The sequence below is a fragment of the Enterococcus sp. AZ101 genome, from assembly GCF_050499005.1.
Taxonomy (GTDB): domain Bacteria; phylum Bacillota; class Bacilli; order Lactobacillales; family Enterococcaceae; genus Enterococcus_L; species Enterococcus_L ureilyticus.
Genome location: NZ_JBMHEZ010000001.1, coordinates 226,172 through 245,684 on the forward strand (window position 1 = coordinate 226,172; position 19,513 = coordinate 245,684).

Genomic DNA, 19,513 nt, shown 5'->3' on the forward strand with positions numbered 1-19,513 from the left:
TTTCTTTAGAAAACTACCAAAAGAACTCAATTAAATAGATCTTTTCATGGTGAATATTACTCACATAAAAAGTTTGGTTAAGTTTGCAATAATAGAAATTACATTACTTCCTAAACTTGTATACTTAGATAACGTTCCAATGATGTCGCTTTTGTCTTCCTCTGTTACCTTATCCTTTGAAAGATGGTAAATAAATCTTTCAATGTATTGTTTATCTTGAGGGACGATCTTCTCTTCGTTTAAAAGTTCTTCCAACTGATTTATGGTGTTATTAACGGTATAATTATTTTGGTTTACTGTGTTGAACTGGTTACCTATTCCATTATGGTTAAAATTATTCACAACAGACTTCCTCTCTTCTGCAATTTTATAAAAGATTCTAAGTTCACGTTTATAGTAAGACTGCCTCGTACCTTTGCTAAACGATTTATCCACTAAAGTATGATATATGGCAATATCAGTCACTATTAGTTTGTCTGTAAAATAATCACCAATCGGAAACATATCATACATCAATTCCAGTTTGTTCACTTGCCACTCCCAAAAATAAATTCCATAATAAAAATTCCCGTTATCATCCTCTCTTTGTTTCATTTCCTGCCAAATTTTTTCTGGGAAATATTCTTTTTCAGTATCCTTATTTTCTAAATAACTCATAGCTCGTGAGCGAATTTTTATGAATAAAAATAGTAAGCCTATTAGAAACAGAAAAAATCCACCTAAGATATACCACTGATATTTAATATAGAAATCCAATAAATTTCCTCCACTCTTATTTATTATCAAAACTAAAATTATTAACTTATCTCTATTTTTATTTAATTGTTATCCTCGACTCTGATATTAGAAGTTATTACTGAATCAGTTTTATTTTTAATTTTAACAGTATAAGTTTCACCTTTTTCCACTATGTATACATAGTGGAACTTTCCTTTAGAAGCAAATTTATCTCGACCTACAATATACGGAGTCAAGTTTTCTTTTAGTTGATTATCATATAAGGTTATTTCAAAATCTTCTTTGTGCCTATCTTCTAAATAAACATAAATTCGGGCCTCTATATTATGGTTGGCGATCTTTACTTTGATTTCTCTTTGTTGATTGGGTAAGTATTTTTGCCCATCATACTTTGGTATTAAGAAGAAGATGAGTGAGAAAAGTATAATGCCAATAACAATGCTACTTGCTTTTAGTATACTTTTTAAAGTCATCAATACCCTCCTGGACAGCAGAACCACCACCGTCATTAACTCCATACCCATTCGCTTTCCAAGCACTTACACCACTAGTAAAGTCTTTGGAGAAATAATAAGCAAATAGACTTAACTTGCTCGGGTCTCCCTTAGCTAAATCACTTAGAATTTGAGCAACGCCAGCACCTATTTTTAAGGTTTCTCCATCTATAAGCAATGAACCTTGACCGTAATAACCAAATAAATAATTCCCTAAATAGTCTAGATGCTCTTTGATATAGTCTGACCATCCTCTTGCCCAAATTGAATAGTCTGAATCTCCAAAAGTTCTACTCTTCAAATCAAGTGGTTTTGCTGTGTTGACCATATCAATAAATTGTTTGTAGTTTAACGTGTTTTTACCAGAGACATCAATAGCGTTATCACCTAAATTTCTGGCTACTGCTTTAATATCAATATCAAGCCCTTGTAATATTCCTGCAAGTTTTTTCTCGGCTTCGATCGCTTCGGGGGAGTTAGCGCCAAATTTTGCTCGTATTTTATCATATTCATCAAAAGCAGGTTTTGCCAAAGAATAAAGGTAATCTTCATATACATGAGCGATTTTCTCGGCTTTTTCGGTAGGAGACAAACTTTTATCATCTTTAATCTCCTGAACGAGTTTCGCATAATCTAATGGCAAAACAAAGTTATCCTTCCATTCCTTATTAATACTCTTTGCCCAGTCAAGTTTTAGCTTAGAAGTGCTGTACATGCCGTTAGAACCATCAAAGCAGTTCGTACTAGAAAGTGCAGATAAACCTTGGTTGACATTGTCTAGCAACGAATCAGCAGTAGTATATAAATCAGAGCAAGAACTCTCTAAATCATGTAAAGATTGTATTTCTTTTTTAAGTTGATGAATTTGAATAGTAATTGAATTAGAACCATCATCGGCATTAACATTTCTAGTTCCAAATGACGGACTACTAGTTATTTCACTTACTCTAATTTTTAATCCCAATAATAGAAACTCCTTTTAGCGACTCTCTGGTTTTAGTTTCAACTGTTTATTTATTCTATATTAAGTTTATCAGTATTTACATTTTGCAACAATGTTAACTTTTTATTATGGATTAGGAATTGAAATATAAGAAAATTAATCTAATAAAAACTAAAGCTTCGTGTCCATGATACCAAACGGACGCGAATTTTTTTCATCACATACCCAACTTTTCTCATAATAAAGTAATTTTTACCAAAAAGAAATGCAAATTCTCCAAACTTTCGCTATAATAAAGAAAATAACCAAAACAGGAAGTGTAGCTAAACATGAAAAAAGCAGACCGACAACGGTTGATCAAGCAACTGATTACAGAAAATGAAATAGAAACCCAAGACGACCTGATTGCACTTCTTGAACAATCTGGTGTCAAAGCAACCCAAGCTACTGTTTCAAGAGATGTACGTGAAATGAGCATCGTTAAAACGCACGGTTCAGATGGCAGAGTAAAGTATGCCTTATTTTCTCAACAACAAGTATCTAGCAGTGAGGAAAAACTAAAAGAATCTGTGAAAGATTCAGTGACTCGCATGGAACGTGTCCAATTTATGGTCATCGTCCATACAGATATGGGCGCAGCAGATGTCGTCACTAATTTTTTAGATGAAGTCAGTTATGAAGAAATTGCAGGAACGGTCGCAGGAGTTGATACAATCATTATTATTGCTCGTTCAGAAGATGACGCGGTAGCTGTTGTTGAACGTTTTGAAGCAATGATAGATTAAAATAAAACCAATCAAAAAATGAAGGGAGATTTGGTTACATGGATTTGAAAGCGTTACAAAACGGGTCAGATATAAGAGGAATAGCAATAGAGCATGAGGAAAAAACAGCGAACTTAACACCAGCGCAAGTCGGGAAAATTGCAGTCGGAATGGTTCATTGGCTTCGTGATGAGAAACACTTAGCTGAAAAACATCAATCAGGAAAATTAAAAATCGGTATCGGTCATGATAGCCGTATTTCGGCAGATAGCTTAAAACAAGCTTTGATTGACAGCTTTGTAGAGCAAAATATCGAAGTGTTAGATTTTGGTTTAGCGACAACGCCAGCTATGTTTATGACCACGCAATTTCCACAATATGATTGTGATGCGGCAATTATGATCACTGCGAGTCATTTGCCTTATTATTTTAATGGCTTGAAGTTGTTCACTAAATCTGGAGGCGCAGAGAAAAAGGATATTGCGTATCTCTTAGAACACACTGACAAACCAGCACTTGTAGCGAAAGGAACAGTTACCAAAACCTCGATTTTAGAGGATTATTCTGCTGATTTAACCGATAAAATTCGCAAAGGCATGAAAACGACAGAAGAAAAACCATTAGAAGGTTTTCATATCATAGTAGATGCTGGTAATGGAGCAGGTGGTTTCTTTGCAGAACAAGTCTTAGCCAAACTTGGCGCAGACATTACAGGTTCGCAATTTTTAGAACCTGACGGTATATTCCCAAATCATATTCCTAATCCTGACAATAAAGAAGCAATGGCAAGTATTCAGCAAGCAGTTTTGAGAAACAAAGCAGATTTAGGTGTGATTTTTGATACGGATGTAGATCGCTCGGCGGTAGTGGATGCGTCAGGTGAAGTAATCAACCGAAATAATTTGATTGCTGTTCTAGCGACAATCGTTTTAGCTGAATATCAAGGCAGTAGCATTGTAACAAATTCACCAACTTCAAGTCATTTGAAAGTATTCATCGAGTCAAAAGGTGGTAAACAAGTGCGTTATGTTTCTGGTTATCGCAATGTGATCAATAAAATGATTGAACTGAACGATGAAGGAATCGATACTCAATTAGCAATCGAAACCAGTGGACATGCAGCTTTTAAAGAAAATTACTATTTAGATGATGGTGCCTATGTTATCGCTAAAATCCTGATGCTGTTACCTAAATTAAAAAAAGAGGGCTCAACACTTGGCGATTTGATCAGCTCATTAAAACAACCAGCAGAAACTCAGGAATTACGCTTTGAGATTCTAGCAGAAAATGTTCGCGAGTACGGTGAACAAGTGATTCGAGATTTAAATGATTTTGTAGAGAGTCAACGAGGGCTAAAAATTGATCCTGAAAACTATGAAGGGATACGAATCAATGTTTCTAATGAATATGGCAGCGGGTGGTTGTTATTGCGTATGAGTTTGCATGAACCCTTACTAGTTTTACAAGTCGAAAATGATCAAGATGGAATGAATCAAAAGGTTTTAGAAGAATTAGCAAGTTTCTTTGAAGAGTATAAACAATTGGATTTAGCTAAATTAAAGGGCTCTTTGTCAACTAATGTTGGTGAAGAAAATCTAAAGAATTAAATCGATTAATATGATTCCTAGAGGAAATTTCCTCTAGGTTTTTCTATTTTCTTGAAAAAGAATAGTGCCAAAACATAAAGAAATTCTCAACTTAAAATTGTAAAAGTTACGAAACCCATAAGCATTTCTCTTCAACACTTTAATATGGTTGTTTAAACATTCCAATGGTCCATTAGAATAAGGCAATTCTAGCGCATTTTTAATTTCATTTTTGTACTTCTTAAAAGTACCAATAGTCGTTTGGTAATAGGTAGGAAGACGACAAAAATCTTCGTCTAATAGTGCATAAAACCGAGCAAAATCTCTTGTCTGTACGGCATAAAGAAAGTCCTGATAATACGTGTAGCTAGTCTTCAGCTCGTTATCATACGCAAGTAATCGATCCACGACTTCTGTTTCAGTTAAATAGGTGCGGAAGGAAGAACGCCAAAGGCGTTTTTCAAAATCAAGCTTCGACTGATTTTTTTGAAGAAGTTTCCAGTATTTCTTCAAGTGTCGATATTTTTTTGCTTCTGTATTTCCCTGATGAAGAAATGTATTCATTCTCTGAATACGGTGCTTTAAAAAGGTTCGGCTGATTAGTTGGACAATATGAAAGCGATCAAGAATAATCTGAGCCGTCGGAAATAACTTTTTAACGAGAGAAAAATAAGGAGCATACATATCGCAAACAATATACTTAACCGTTTTACGAACAGCCAAAGGAAAACGTGAAAAATACCGCTCTAGAAAAGGGAGCTGACGATTTTCAACGACATCAATTAACTGCTTTGTTTGACCATCCATCATGATAAAACTCATAGAAGCGGTGACTTGCTTAACTGATTTAAATTCATCAAAACAAAGGACTTCAGGTAAAGTGAGTCGGTTAATTTTTTTAGGTTCATAAAATCGTTTTAGGACACGATAAACAGAAGAGACAGAGACCTTCTTTTGACGCGCAATTTCACTCATAGAAGTGGTTTTTCTGAGCCTATCGGCAATGGATAGCTTCACTTTAGTTGAAATCGAACAATGTTTTTCAACAAGACTCGTTTTAGCAACGAACGATCGATTACAGGAGTAACAGAAGAAACGGCGTTTCTTCAAGCGTAAATACGTTTGATACTCCGAAACATCATTCAGTAAAATCAGACAAGTTGTAAAGCCCCAACGTATAATGGCGGCATTCTCTTTCGATTCACAATGAGGACAAACATGAGCAGCATAATCGAGCGTACCTGAGAAGACCTGACAGATTCTACCTTTGATTCGTTCTTTTTTTAAGCCATTTTCATTAAAAGTAATGTTTAAGTCTAGAATATCTAAGGTTTCTTTGATAAGATTGGTGTAGGACATCTTGATTTCCTCCTTTTTGAATGGTTTTAGACGACTTAATTCTAAAGGATATCAGGGTGTCTTTTCTATTATTTTGCATTAAAAAGATGCCGGTGATTTCTCACCAACATCAGAAAGTATAGAGCCAATTAAAGGAATCATTGAAGAAGTAATAAAAAGCTAGGAAAGAACATTTGTGTTCTTCCTAGCTTTTCATTTACCATAAACTAGGTTCAGCAATTGCTGCAATCACTTCTCCAGTAAATGGATGGGTTAGGTGTAATTCATAAGCATGAAGCATCAAACGCCCAGTAGGTTTTGGATGGTACAAAGGATCACCAATGATTGGGTGCCCTATACTTGCCAAATGTACACGGATTTGATGGGTTCGGCCAGTTTCTAAAATGCAATAGAGTGTTGTCTGATTCACCTTTTTTACATAAGAATCAACTTCAACATGCGTAATTGCCAGATCGCCACGTTGCTCATCAATCACACGTTTGCGCCGATCATGTCGATCACGGCCAATTTTTTTACGAATAGTCAAAGAGTTGGCTAAATTTCCCGAAATCACCGCTTGGTAACGTCGATAGATTTGTTTACTTTCTAATAGACGTCCTAAAATGGGCAGTACAAAAGGATTTTTAGCAAATAAAATCGCACCACTTGTTTCTTTGTCTAAACGATGCACCACATATGGAATTTGTTTTTTCGGTGCCAAATAAGCAGCTAAATGATTGAGTAGTGTATCATTTTCATCAGGTTGGTTAGGATGAGTTTTCATTCCTATCGGTTTATTCAAAATAATCAACTGTTCATCTTCAAATAAAACATCAATATTCGCGGTATTTCCTAGAAGAATCGTAGGTGTTGGATAGTCTTCAGATTCAAACTTTAAAGTAACAATATCCCCACTTTTTACAGGGAAATGAAACAGTGCAGACGATCCGTTAATCGAGACATTTTTTCGAGTGCGCAAAAAATGTCGGACTTTACGAGGGACTAACCATTCTTGTTCAAGCAGTTCTCGGACTGTTTGTTCTTTAAAATTCTTAGGTAACTGGATGGATAATTCCATTTGTTTTCCACCTTTTCAATAGCGTTCTCTCATAGTTTAACAAATGAAGGGATAAGTTCAAGTGGTTAGATGGAATTAAATCGGTAGAGGAAGCAGAAGTTAATTTTTGAAACGGATTACTGGAAAGGAGTAACTTTTCTATGGGCCATTGATCAGGTTGTTCTTTGCGATTCGCAGCAATTGACCAATTTTTAAAGTTTGCTGTTCTTTTTAAAGTTGTCTATCGTTATTTAGTTTAAGAAGATTGGTGATTCACAAGTAATGAAACGTGCCAGGTATTGCGTCTGATCTGCTTTAATATAGTTAATTATGGTGATTCACAAGTGATGAAACGTCGCTCACTGCATTCGCCAAGTATTGCTCATCATCTGCTCTGTTATTGCCAATCGCAGTGATTCGCAACAAAATACCCACTCTTTGGGGAAGAGTGGGAAAAGGAGTTAAAAAATGAAAAAGTGTTTTGTTAGGGTTGTTTGTTGGTATACATATATAATACAAATCAAATATGAATTTTTTGTGTATTAATTGATTCAAAACTGTAAATTTTTTCTAAAGAAGTGTTTAAGTTTTTCACAAAACGGTTAACTATTGACCATTCATCGTATTAATCAAACGTTTCGTCCAGCTAAAATCAGTTTTTGTGATTGTATCATCACCAAATTGTTTGCCATCTCGATCAATGGCGTAAACAAACATGCCCCCTTTTTGTCCATCTTTTGGATGCCACTTTGCATAAGAATAAGCGCGACTTGTTTGATAAGGGTCTACAGTATCATTCCACCGATTCTGGTCTTGTTCTTCGGGGAAAGAGATTCCAGGGAGAAATTGTTGTGGGATGATCGAAGTTTTATACGTATTCCAAGTATTATCCAAAGATGCAGCAGAGCGGCCATAAGCTTGGACAAATAAATAATCAAAATAAGAAGCAGTTTTTTTAAATAAAGAATGATTGTCTTTATTTGTATCATAAATCAATAGTTTCCCTGTATTGGCCTTTGGACCTAATTGTTTCGATAATGCTTTGAACGTACCCACAGCCATTTCTTCTTGCTGGGCGGTCAAGCTAGATTCCATATCGACGTCCAGTCCATCTAAGTTCCAGGGTGTTAGATAAGTATCAATTAATTGTTGTGCATGGCGTTCATACTCAGCTGTTGTCGGGGTAACACCTGTATGTGGAACATTCCAAACTTCTCTAATATCAATTGTCCGAATGACACGTGTTCCTCTGGCGTGCAATAGTGGAACATAAGTAGTTTTCAGGGTGTCCCAGAATTTCTGTTGATTCGTCCCTGGATTGACATAATGGAAGACAGAGACAATATCTACTCCTTCTGGAATATCTGTCATCGCAGTTACATTTTGATCAGGTAAAGTGGAGTTTGCATCATGAGGCATGGTAATATCGCGCCAGGTACGATAATAGGCCATCATAATCGGATCTTCTGGATTAGCCTCTATAGCATTTGATTGGTTAGGCAACAGACTAAAACTTAGTAAAATAAAAATTGGGATCAGCAAAAATGTTAACTTCTTAGACATAAAAACACTCCTCTTCGATTTCTTTTGAAACGTTTACATTTCGGGAAAAGTGTAGCATAAAAAAATCAAAAGTCACAATGAGAGTGTCTATAGATAGCTATCTAGGTATCAGTTTCACTTTTTTACTCACTTATTTGAAAATTTTCTCGAAATAAAAAAAGACCCACTCTTTGGGGAAGAGTGGGAAAGGAGTTAAAAAATGAAAAAGTGTTTTGTTAGGGTTGTTTGTTGGTATATATATATAATACAAACTAAATATGAATTTTCTTTGCCCTAATTTATTTGAAATTGTAACTTTTTTCTAAAGAAATCATTAAGAGGAGAAACTTTTTTTTATATTCTAACTAATAAGCTCGATCCGTAGTATATTCTTAAGAATTTTTATTTTCTTGACAGATTCTTAAGCTTTTCTACATAAAATTAAAAGAAAAGCATGCTAAAATAGGCAAAACATGATCTCTGTGCATAATTCATGCTAAAGCCGGATGAATCTAAATGCTAAATTATGTTAAAATAGCTTAGAAACTTTTATATAAAGAGGGAGCACTATGGACTTTAAAACAATTATGGAAAAAATAAAATCTGGTTTCCAACGTTTTTGGACGTGGATCAAACCGTATCTTGTCCGTTTTCATCACTGGCGTAAGCGGATTTGGAAAAAATATCAAATAAATAAAATTATTTTGCTATTAGGGATGCTTGTTGTTCTCATTGCCAGCATTTATTTATTTACGTTGGCTAAATCTGCAAATGTCGGTGCTTTGAAAAAAGGGTTAGAGGAATCTACCGTTATTTATGATAAAAATGGCGATGAAGCAGGGAAATTATTTGGGCAAAAAGGAACCTTCGTCACGATCGATCAAATTTCTCCCTATGTGAAAGACGCGTTAATTTCAACTGAGGATCGAAATTTTGAGACCCACCATGGGTATGATATCAAAGGACTTTTTCGGGCGGTAGTCGGAAAACTTAGTTTTGGTAAAATTGGTGGAGGCGGCGGAGGAAGTACGATCACTCAGCAGCTAGCCAAAAATGCCTACCTCACACAAGAACAAACAATGACACGTAAAGCAAGAGAACTATTTTTAGCGATCGAAATCGAGAAAAAATATGATAAACAGCAGATTTTAGAAATGTATCTGAATAATTCCTACTTTGGTAATGGGGTTTGGGGAATTGAAGATGCTTCACATCGCTATTTTGCTGTCAGCGCCAGTGAATTAACAGTAGGTCAAGCAGCAACTTTAGTTGGTATGTTGAAAGGACCAGGTATTTACAATCCACTTGATTACTTGGAGAATGCGGTAAATCGTCGTAATACAGTGTTACAATTAATGGTTGATAATGGCAAATTATCTCAAGGTGAAGCCGATGCTCAAGCAGGGGTGGATATGAATAGTATGCTAGCTGATAATTATTCAGATAAAAACTCCGATTATCGCTATCCTTATTACTTTGATGCAGTGATTGATGAAGCAGTGAATAAGTATGGGATGAAAGAGGAAGACTTATTAAATAAAGGATATAAAATCTATACAGCATTAGATCAAAATTATCAAACAGCGATGCAGCAGACATATGACAATGATGCCCTATTCCCACCGAATGCAGAAGATGGTGCAGTGGTTCAAAGTGGATCAGTTGCCCTTGATCCTAAAACGGGTGGCGTACAAGGAGTAGTTGGCGGACGAGGCGAGCATGTGTATCGTGGGTTTAACTTTGCCACTCAAACAAAACGTTCTCCCGGTTCATCCTTGAAACCAATTTCGGTGTACACACCGGCATTGGAAACTGGAATGAAACCAGATAGTATTTTAGAAGATCAACCGCAAGATTATTACCCAGCAGAAAACTATAGCCGCACAAATAGTGGTGAAGTCCCAATGTATCAAGCATTAGGAGAAAGTTTGAATCTACCTGCTGTTTGGACGTTGCATAAAATAGGGTTGGATAAAGGCTTTGAAAAGACACAAAAATTTGGGATCCCATTAGCGAGCGAAGATAAATATTATGGATTAGCTTTAGGTGGATTGAAAACGGGTGTTTCACCATTGACGATGGCGAATGCTTACAGTCCATTTGCAACTGGTGGCGCTCAGTCAGAGGCTCACTTGATTACTAAAATCGTTGACTCAACAGGTGCTGTGATCGAAGATAATACAAATGCTAAAACAAAACAAATCATCACAAAAGATACAGCGGATCAAATGACGAGTATGCTTCTAGGTGTCTTTAGTTCGGGAACAGGGATCAATGCTGATCCGGCTGGTTATGTCATGGCTGGTAAGACTGGAACGACAGAGACCAATTTTGATACAGATAAAACGAATGACCAATGGGTTGTCGGCTATACACCGGATGTAGTGATTGCAACATGGCTTGGTTTTGAACAAACAAGTGAAAGTCACTATTTACAAGGAAGTAGTGCCACGCATGCTTCAACTGTCTTTAGTAGTCAAGCACAAGGGATCATGCCGTATACAGCGCAAACACCATTCACTGTAGCAGATGCTTATGCGACAGGTGGGATCGTACAAGAAGCTGGAGCAGTTCCAGCAGGAAATACTAATGATTGGCAAGATAGTGTGAAAGATATCGGTGGTCAAGTTAAAGAAGGTGCCAAAGATATCGGCGGCAAAATCAAAGAAGGTTGGGACAATGCGAAAAATGGCTTGAAAGACTTCTTTGGTGGTTTAACAGGAGAATAATCGGTTTGAAAACGAATCAAAGAATGGTACAATCAAAGAGAAGAATTTATAGAAACGAGGGAGATTGAATGAGCAATATTTATGATACAGCTAATCAAGTAGAACGCGAAATCCGTGAGATGGAAGAGTTTAAAGCCTTAGAACAAGCTTACGCTGAAGTGAAAGCAGACGAAGAAGCATACACTTTATTCAAAGAATTCCAAACGTTCCAACAAGGTTTACAAGAAAAACAAATGCGTGGCGAAGAATTTTCAGAAGAAGATGCTGAAAAAGCGCAAGCGTTAGCAACAGAGGTTCAAAAAGCAGAGGTCATCAACCAATTGATGCAAAAAGAACAAGCATTTAGCTTGATTGTGAATGATTTGAACCGTATTATCATGACACCGATTCGTGATTTGTATAACGATTAATTGATTAAATTGTAAAAAGTCTCTTTAAACATAGCAGATAGAATGTATTTTCACTGCTATATTAAAGAGGCTTTTTGTTTTTTTTATGGAATATTTGATTTGCGAAAAGGAGTAGAGAATAAAGGGAGAATAAAACATATGAGACACTAAAAATCACATGAAATCTGAAAAAATTTCCCAATTTCTGCTCTTTTAATGATATAGTAATACTAAATGAAAAAAGGATTGGGGAACAAAAAGTATGATTGGTATTTATGATTACACAGTTATTCTAACCTATGGAAATGCAGTTTTTTCTATAGTTGGTATGTATTTAGCATTAACCCAGCATATCGTTGAAGCAATTTTTTGTTTAGTCTTGTCAGGTATTTGTGATATGTTTGATGGCTTTGTTGCGAATATGAAAGAGCGGACAAAAAGTGAAATGTGCTACGGTATTCAAATCGATTCATTAGCTGATTTGATCAGTTTCGGGGTTTTTCCGACTGTTTTAGGGTATGCATCTGGTTTGACGCAAGGGATTTATTTGCCATTATTTGTATTTTATATTTTAGCTGCGTTGATTCGTTTGGCACATTATAATGTGACTGAAATGGAACGAAAAGAACAGACGTGTGATCGTCGTGAATATTATGAAGGCTTACCCGTGACAAGCAGTGCTGCACTGATACCTTTGTTATTCTTTATTGCGGGTAGATTGCATATTGCGATCGCCTTAGTTTATCCAGCAGCCTTACTCGTCATTGGTTTTTTATTTATTTCAAAAGTGAAAATCAAAAAAGTCGATCCTAGAAAGCTAGCTTTTGGGGCATTCGTAGGTGCAATTGTCGCCTTTATTATTCGCTAAACTTTTCAAAGGAGTAAAGACATGGAAAAACGCTTTAAAACAGTGTCTATTTCAGAAAGCGGAAGTCATTTATTGACTTTTCTATATAAAAATCCAGTAGGACGCCTTCTTTTAAAGGGATGCATCCAGCCTCCGCTGACCAAAGTGGCTGGGGCTTATTTAAATAGCCCGCTCTCAAAAGGAATGATTCCCCGCTTCATCAAGAAAAACAAACTCCAAGTAGAAGACTACATAGCTGAAGAGTACACTTCGTTCAACCATTTCTTTATGCGGGAGATCAGACCTGAAGCACGTCTACTGACTGAAGAGGAAGCATTTTTATGTGCGCCGTGTGATGCTAAAGTCACCGTTTATCCAATCAGTAAAAAACGAACGTTTAATGTGAAACATTCTGAATATGCTCTTTCAGAGTTACTTGATAACACAAGCCTTGCTGATGAATGGCAAGGCGGTAGTGCTGTCATTTTTCGTTTAACACCTGATGACTATCATCATTATTATTTTATTGATGAAGGAACGATTCTCGAACAACAGAAAATTTCGGGTGTATTCCACACAGTTCAACCAGTAGCAATCCATAATGAGCCCGTTTTTTCTAGAAACGCCAGAGAAGTTACGGTGATTGAAACCAAAAACTTTGGGAAAATCATACAGATCGAAGTAGGTGCTTTAATGGTCGGCAAGATCAAAAACTTAAAAAAATCAGGAAAGTGTCATCGTTTTGAGAAAAAAGGGTGGTTTGAATTTGGCGGATCAACAGTGATTCTATTATTTCAAGAACATCAAGTGCGAATCGATCCTGAAATTTGGCTTAACACCGAAAATAATCGTGAAACGATCGTCGATTTTGGTCAGGTGATAGGTGAAAAGAGAGAGGGGAATAATGAATAAATTAGCCTTTCTAGGCATTACTGGATTATTCCTTTTAGGGAACTACTATATTGGTAGAAAATTTCTGGCTATTTTAAAGCATTTTGTATGGTTTAAATATCCAGGGATCTTATGGGGAATCATTGGTTTATTGGCTATTGCAGCCTTAGTGACATTATTAGTGTTTAATGGAAATGTTGGTGGTGTGGTTGGGAAAATCGGCAGTTACTGGTTGTCGTACTGGTTTTTATCGTTAGTTAGTTTTGGGATAACTGATTTGATCCTTAAAATAACTAAAAAAAACACAATGATTCAATCAAAAAATGAGTTGCTTATTTGGATAATTGCACTAGCTGTAACAGTTGTTTTATTTTGGTATGGTTCATGGCAAGCGCAACAAATCAAGACAGTGAATTATCAAGTAATAATCGATAAACCAACAGACGGTAAGTCCCAAAAAATAAAGGCCGTTTTGATTAGCGATGTGCACCTAGGCTATGTTAATGACGTGAAGAAATTAGAAAAAATTGTCACAAAAATCAATCAACTGCAGCCAGATATTATTTTTATTTCCGGTGATTTGTTTGATGGTAATTATCAAGCATTACAAGATGCAAAGGGCATGGAAAAACAGCTTAGTCGACTGTCTTCTGTTTATGGTACCTACATGTGTTGGGGCAATCATGATGCTGGAGCAAGCTTTGAAAAGATGAAAGAGTTAGTTCAATCAGCAAAAATTACTTTGTTAGAAGATGAAATGACAGTTGTTGGTGAAGAACTATTGGTTGTCGGTCGCAAAGATAGCCGACCGATCGGTTCACAAGATGGCACTAGAGAAAGTCTGCAAGATCAATTTGAAAAAGTCGGAAACCAACTACCAAAAATTATCTTAGATCATCAACCCTCTAACCTAGAAGAATATGAGCAATCAAATGAGTTGATTCTTTCAGGCCATACCCATCAAGGGCAAATATTTCCATTCAGCTTAGTAACAAAAGCGTATTTTATTGTGGACTATGGTTACTATCGTAAAAATGAAAATAGCCCACAGGTGATAGTCTCTTCTGGTGTTGGGACATGGGGACCGCCAATGCGGATTGGGACACAAAGTGAAATCGTTCAAATCGATATTATAATAGAATAGCTGGAAATAGTAGGACTGGAATCGTAGCTTGTAGAGTTTGATTTCAGTTTCTTTCTTTTTATAGTCTTTAAAAAATGAAAAACGAACAAATTTTCGTATGTTTTTACTGACCGATACTTAATAAAATGATATGATTAGAGAAAAGAATCAAGGCGAATAGGAGGATCTAATGAAAGTATTGCATACGGCAGATTTACATCTGGATCGGTCTTTTGAAGGCCTAAAAAATATACCCAAACAAATCGCTGGAAAATTACAGCAGGCAAACCATCAAGTAGTCACAGCGATTGTTGATATAGCGATTAAAAAACAGGTTGATGTAGTGATTTTTGCGGGGGATACTTTTCACCAAAGTCGGACATCGATCCGAACACAAGCCTATTTTATCGCTGAAATGAAGCGTTTGGAACAAGAGAAGATTCCTGTGATCATGGCATTTGGAAATCATGATTACTATGTTGCAGAGCGTTATTGGTTTGATTTTCCCAAGAATATGTTTCTTTTTCAAAAGGAGCAGGTGGAAACACATTATTTTATGACGAAAAATCAAGAAAAGATAGCCGTTTCAAGCTTTAGCTATGAACATCCGTGGATCAATGAGAATAAACTTTCTGAATTTCCAAGTAAAGATGCCACAGCAGATCTACATATTGGGATTTATCATGGTGATACCGTGAATAATGGAGTGCAAAATTATGCGCCATTTTCATTCAGTGAAATGAAGAGGAAGGGCTATGACTATTGGGCGTTAGGCCATATCCATCAACCTCAGGTGATGAGTGCAGACCCACTGATTGTCTACCCAGGAACACCGCAAGGTCATACTAAAAAAGAACGAACTGTTCAAGGTGTGGCGATTGTGTCTATCGAATCAGGCCATGCAACTGTTCATTTTGAAGCTGTAGCCAAGGTTAATTGGCAAAAGACTAAGTATTCACTGAGCCAGACTAGCAACTTACAAGAAGCCTTGAGTTTATTGGAGGAGCTTCTTGTGACAGAAAGTCTTGATCAAAAATCTGTTGTTTTAAAAGAAATCCAATTGACAGATACTGAGCAGCTCGGTGAAGAATTCCGGATATCTTATGGGAATGGAGAGTTACTTCATTATTTACAAACTACGTTGCTTCAGCGATCCAATCATTTCTTATTTTTATTCCAAATTGGATTATTGACTGAAGAGCTGGATGAAAAAGTAAGGATCACAGCGGATCCAGAGCTGTTGAAGCAACTAGAAAAAAATTATCTACAACCAGAAATCTTCTCAAATACATTGCAGGAATTAGTCCAAAATCCGTTATTTTCATCTGTAGTACAGCCAAATGAAGAGTGGCGTGAACGTAGTGTAGTACAAGCAGATCAGAAAATTAAAGCAGATTTCGTTATTGAGGAGGATCGCCTATGAAACTCATTGCAATAGAACTTGTTGGATTTGGTAAATGGCAGCAACATAAGATTGAATTTCAACCGAAAAATCAATTACTATTTGGAACAAATGAAGCAGGGAAATCAACGATTTATCAGTTTGTTCAAGCCATGTTTTTTGGTTTTCCTGCAAAAGGAAAAAAAAGAAAAGACTATCAACCAAAAAATGGCGGCGCTTATGGCGGTCGCTTATGGTTTGAGCATCCAGTTTATGGGAAAGTCCAAATTGAACGCTTCAAAGGGCAAAATAAAGGACAAGCAAAAGTCTATTTTAATGATCAAATCGGTGATGAAACCTTATTGGAAAAGATGCTCTATCCTTTGACCAAGGAGCTGTTTCAATCGGTTTTTACCTTTCAGCAAGAACAACTTAGCCATTTAGAAAAATTAAACGAAGAAGAATTGCAAACTTCGTTGCTTTCTTTAGGACTATCAGGAAGTCAGCAATTGTTGCTAAGTAGAGAAGCCTATTTTAAACAGGCTCAGATGATTTATAAAGGTAAAGGGAGTCAACCGCCGTTAAATCAAAAATTAAGTGAGTATCAACGCTTACAGCAACGGATCAATGAAAAAGAACAACAAGAGCGTCCGTTTCAACAACTGCTTGTAGAATTAGACACTACAGGGCAAAAAATAGCGGAGCAACGCCAAGCGTCACAAGAAATGAAGGATCAGTTGGCACGACTAGAAAAACAAGTCATGAATTTACCGTTGTATGAAGAATTACAAGCAATTGAACAGTCAAAAACAACGGCAGTGCTAACTCGTGAAGAAGAAGAACAATTGCTTTCTTTTTTTCAACAATATCGTTTTTTAAGTGAAGAATTGACGCGCTTAAATCAAAGTATTGCTACACAAAGCGAGACGCAAGATCAGACAGAGGATTATCAGTTTTATTTAAACGAAGAAGAACATATTCAACAACTACTGAATCAACGTTATGATATCGATAAATTACTTTCTGAAATCAGTTGGATGAGCCAATCCTTACAGCAAAATCAGCAAGAAATGCTTCCTTTAGAAAAACAATGGGGGTGGAGTCGAGAGAATCCGCCGCAGTTGTCTTTTGAAGAACAGGTTATAAATGAGATGAGAGAAGACATTATTGCACGAACAGTTAAGCTACAGACCGCACAAACAGACTTGCGATTATTAGAAGAAGAAATTGCGACACGTGAAGAAAATTTAAGTACATTTGAAACGATCAATAAAGAAATGTTTCGCAAAAATTACCGACAAACCAATAAAAACATTAATCCACTTTTTTGTGGAGCTGGCGCACTTATTTTATTGTTGAGCTTCTTTTTACCTACTCCATTTCGTTACGGAACGTTTATCTTAAGTGCGGGCTGTATAATTGCAGGCGTCTGGCCATTGTTTTATCAGCCTAAGGATACTTACGAAAATGAAAAAAAACAGTGGCAAGAAAAATTATCTCAGTTGGATTATTTAAATGATCAGTTACTAAAAATAAGAGCAGATATCAAACAGATACGTAAAGAAGAGAAAGAAATGGCTCAATTTGTTGCAGAAAAAGTAAAAGAAAACCATTTAGGCCGAATGGATCAAGTTGAGTTTTGGTTGACTCATCGTTCAGACATTACTCGCTATTTGATTTTGCTCAATACCAATCAAGAACTTGAGCTTCAGTTGAAAGAAGATCAGAGACAGGTAACCAAATTAGCGGAGCAAACAGAACGTTATACAGCACATTTACCTATTGCGGGCACTTCTTTAGCAGAAAGAATCCGTGTGATCGGTAATTTTGCTGATAGAATGGAAAAAATCCGTTTTGCACAAGAGTATCAAGCAGATGCTTATACACGTCAGACGATTCGAGAAGTAAAGGAAAAACAACAGCAAGTACTGGATCAAAGTAAACCGTTGTTACAACGTTTCCAGATTGCTTCAATCAATGAGATTCCCAAAAAAGTTCAACGTTACCAAACAGCTTCAGCGAACCACAAACGAAAACAGGAACTACAAACCATGTTGCTAGGGGTGTATCCTGAAGCTATTGAGCCGCAACAATTAACCGTAAGACAGCTTGAAATTTCACAAGAAATAAAAGCAATAGAAACGACCATCCAGCATCTACAAGAAAAAGAACAAGAACTTCTTTATCAAAAACAACAAATGCTGTCAGATGGAACGCTGGATGAATTGTATCAAGAACAAGCAATGTTAAAAACTGGAATCGAAGAACTAGCGTTGGAATGGTCAGGGAATCAATTAGCAGGTCAGTTACTGATGGATTTACTAACGGAGTTATCAGAAAAACAATTACCTAATCTATTAAAAAAGGCAACCGATTATTTTAAAATATTGACCCGAAATTCGTATCGTGCAATTCAACTACAAGAAGAACAGCTGATTGTCATTCGTAAGGATCATGAACGTTTTATGTTGCATGAATTGTCTACAGGTACAAGAGACCAAGTTGTGATGGCCGTTCGTTTTGCCTTTCTTTATCTTCAAGAGCAACGTAACTTATGTCCGATCATGATTGATGATGGCTGGCTACATTATGATAGTCAAAGAAAAGAACAATTAGCTCAATTATTTGCAGTATTTTCTGAACATCAGCAAGTCATCTGTTTTTCTTCTGACAAAGAAATGGTAAGCTATTATAAAGAGTTGAAACAACCAATTATGGAATTAGAAGGAGCAGAAGTATGAAAAAAATTCGTGAATTAACTGTCGATGAAACATTTGAATTATTTCTTTTGATCAAAAATGCGGATGTGCGTATCGCAAAAAATGGCAAAAAATTTATCGCTTTTACTTTCCAAGATACGTCAGGCACGATCGACGGGAAATACTGGGATGCTTCTGAAGAAGAAATCAGTCGTTTCGCAGCGGGAAATGTTATTCTTTTAAATGGGAAAAGAGAAGTCTATCAGGGCAATCCTCAAGTGAAGATCATCCATATGCGCGTGGCACGACCGGATGAACCTAGTCAACCAACTTTGTACATGGAACGGGCGCCACTAAAACGTGAAGATATGGTGGAAGAAATCAATCAAACAGTGTTTGAAATCACTAATGCTCATTGGCAGCGAATCGTTCGCTATTTACTCACACAATATCAAAAGGAATTTTTTGATTATCCAGCTGCGAAAAGGAACCATCATGCTTTTGCTAATGGTTTAGCCTATCACACTGTATCGATGCTACGTTTAGGCAAAGCAATCTGCAAGGAGTACAATGAATTAAATGCTGCATTACTTTATTCTGGCATCATTTTACATGATCTAGGCAAAGTAAAAGAACTTTCTGGTGCGATGACGACTGAATATACGTTATCAGGAAATTTGATTGGTCACTTGGTACTTGTAGATGAAGAAATAACAAAGGCGTGCATTGCTTTAAAAATCGATGAAAATGATGAAGATGTGATTGTGCTACGTCATATGGTTTTAGCTCATCATGGCTTATTAGAATACGGATCACCAGTTAGACCACGAATCATGGAAGCCGAAGTATTACATCAAATCGATAATATCGATGCTTCGATTCAAATGATGTTAGGATCAGTTCGTCAAACTGAGCCAGGACAATATACAGATCGAATCTTTGGGCTAGACAATCGTAGCTTTTATGTACCCAAGAATATTTAAATGGATTAG

The 19,513-nt window shown here is 36.4% G+C and carries 16 protein-coding genes; 10 read left to right on the plus strand and 6 right to left on the minus strand.

Going from position 1 to position 19,513, the window contains the following annotated elements; translation table 11 throughout:
- Positions 1–60: 60 nt before the first annotated feature.
- The 3 genes from IGJ50_RS01085 to IGJ50_RS01095 all read right to left on the minus strand — a co-directional run bounded on the left by IGJ50_RS01085 (position 61) and on the right by IGJ50_RS01095 (position 2,196).
- Positions 61–756: a hypothetical protein gene (locus IGJ50_RS01085; RefSeq protein ID WP_429948450.1), complete on the minus strand. Its 696-nt coding sequence runs from the start codon at positions 754–756 to the stop codon at positions 61–63.
- A gap of 62 nt (positions 757–818) precedes the next feature.
- Positions 819–1,211, minus strand: coding sequence for a hypothetical protein (locus tag IGJ50_RS01090; RefSeq protein ID WP_429948452.1), 393 nt, complete (start codon positions 1,209–1,211; stop codon positions 819–821).
- Complete coding sequence (locus IGJ50_RS01095; protein ID WP_429948453.1) at positions 1,180–2,196, minus strand: hypothetical protein; 1,017 nt, start codon at positions 2,194–2,196, stop codon at positions 1,180–1,182. The genes IGJ50_RS01090 and IGJ50_RS01095 overlap by 32 nt, the downstream gene beginning before the upstream one ends.
- A gap of 308 nt (positions 2,197–2,504) precedes the next feature.
- On the opposite strand from IGJ50_RS01095, the gene argR reads away from it, so the two are divergent.
- Both argR and IGJ50_RS01105 read left to right on the plus strand, forming a co-directional pair.
- Positions 2,505–2,960: an arginine repressor gene (gene argR, locus IGJ50_RS01100; RefSeq protein WP_207121494.1), complete on the plus strand. Its 456-nt coding sequence runs from the start codon at positions 2,505–2,507 to the stop codon at positions 2,958–2,960.
- A gap of 38 nt (positions 2,961–2,998) precedes the next feature.
- On the plus strand, positions 2,999–4,546 hold the full coding sequence (locus IGJ50_RS01105; RefSeq protein WP_429948455.1) for a phosphomannomutase/phosphoglucomutase: 1,548 nt from the start codon (positions 2,999–3,001) through the stop codon (positions 4,544–4,546).
- Between the two features lie 33 nt (positions 4,547–4,579).
- Here the strand turns inward: IGJ50_RS01105 and IGJ50_RS01110 are convergent, their stop codons facing one another.
- The 3 genes from IGJ50_RS01110 to IGJ50_RS01120 all read right to left on the minus strand — a co-directional run bounded on the left by IGJ50_RS01110 (position 4,580) and on the right by IGJ50_RS01120 (position 8,483).
- Positions 4,580–5,884 carry an ISL3 family transposase gene (locus IGJ50_RS01110; RefSeq protein WP_429948457.1) on the minus strand — a complete coding sequence of 435 codons (1,305 nt, stop codon included), beginning with the start codon at positions 5,882–5,884 and terminating at the stop codon, positions 4,580–4,582.
- Between the two features lie 196 nt (positions 5,885–6,080).
- Positions 6,081–6,941, minus strand: coding sequence for an RluA family pseudouridine synthase (locus tag IGJ50_RS01115; protein ID WP_207121495.1), 861 nt, complete (start codon positions 6,939–6,941; stop codon positions 6,081–6,083).
- Positions 6,942–7,526: 585 nt separating this feature from the next.
- Positions 7,527–8,483, minus strand: a complete 957-nt coding sequence (locus IGJ50_RS01120) for an endo-beta-N-acetylglucosaminidase family protein (RefSeq protein ID WP_069640285.1) — start codon at positions 8,481–8,483, stop codon at positions 7,527–7,529.
- A gap of 548 nt (positions 8,484–9,031) precedes the next feature.
- On the opposite strand from IGJ50_RS01120, the gene IGJ50_RS01125 reads away from it, so the two are divergent.
- From IGJ50_RS01125 to IGJ50_RS01160, 8 genes are all read left to right on the plus strand, one after another.
- Positions 9,032–11,191, plus strand: coding sequence for a PBP1A family penicillin-binding protein (locus IGJ50_RS01125; RefSeq protein WP_069640284.1), 2,160 nt, complete (start codon positions 9,032–9,034; stop codon positions 11,189–11,191).
- Positions 11,192–11,259: 68 nt separating this feature from the next.
- Positions 11,260–11,601 carry a YlbF family regulator gene (locus IGJ50_RS01130; RefSeq protein WP_069640283.1) on the plus strand — a complete coding sequence of 114 codons (342 nt, stop codon included), beginning with the start codon at positions 11,260–11,262 and terminating at the stop codon, positions 11,599–11,601.
- Between the two features lie 241 nt (positions 11,602–11,842).
- Positions 11,843–12,448, plus strand: a complete 606-nt coding sequence (locus IGJ50_RS01135) for a CDP-alcohol phosphatidyltransferase family protein (protein ID WP_069640282.1) — start codon at positions 11,843–11,845, stop codon at positions 12,446–12,448.
- A 21-nt stretch (positions 12,449–12,469) separates the two neighbouring features.
- Positions 12,470–13,339, plus strand: coding sequence for a phosphatidylserine decarboxylase (locus IGJ50_RS01140; protein ID WP_069640281.1), 870 nt, complete (start codon positions 12,470–12,472; stop codon positions 13,337–13,339).
- Positions 13,332–14,462 (plus strand): metallophosphoesterase, encoded by a 1,131-nt coding sequence (locus IGJ50_RS01145; protein WP_429948460.1) that lies wholly within the window; start codon positions 13,332–13,334, stop codon positions 14,460–14,462. Before IGJ50_RS01140 ends, IGJ50_RS01145 begins: the two co-directional genes overlap by 8 nt.
- A 169-nt stretch (positions 14,463–14,631) precedes the next feature.
- Positions 14,632–15,864 carry a metallophosphoesterase family protein gene (locus IGJ50_RS01150; RefSeq protein WP_429948462.1) on the plus strand — a complete coding sequence of 411 codons (1,233 nt, stop codon included), beginning with the start codon at positions 14,632–14,634 and terminating at the stop codon, positions 15,862–15,864.
- Positions 15,861–18,563 carry an AAA family ATPase gene (locus IGJ50_RS01155; RefSeq protein WP_429948464.1) on the plus strand — a complete coding sequence of 901 codons (2,703 nt, stop codon included), beginning with the start codon at positions 15,861–15,863 and terminating at the stop codon, positions 18,561–18,563. The genes IGJ50_RS01150 and IGJ50_RS01155 overlap by 4 nt, the downstream gene beginning before the upstream one ends.
- Complete coding sequence (locus IGJ50_RS01160; RefSeq protein WP_069640277.1) at positions 18,560–19,504, plus strand: 3'-5' exoribonuclease YhaM family protein; 945 nt, start codon at positions 18,560–18,562, stop codon at positions 19,502–19,504. Before IGJ50_RS01155 ends, IGJ50_RS01160 begins: the two co-directional genes overlap by 4 nt.
- The last annotated feature ends 9 nt before the right edge of the window (positions 19,505–19,513 follow it).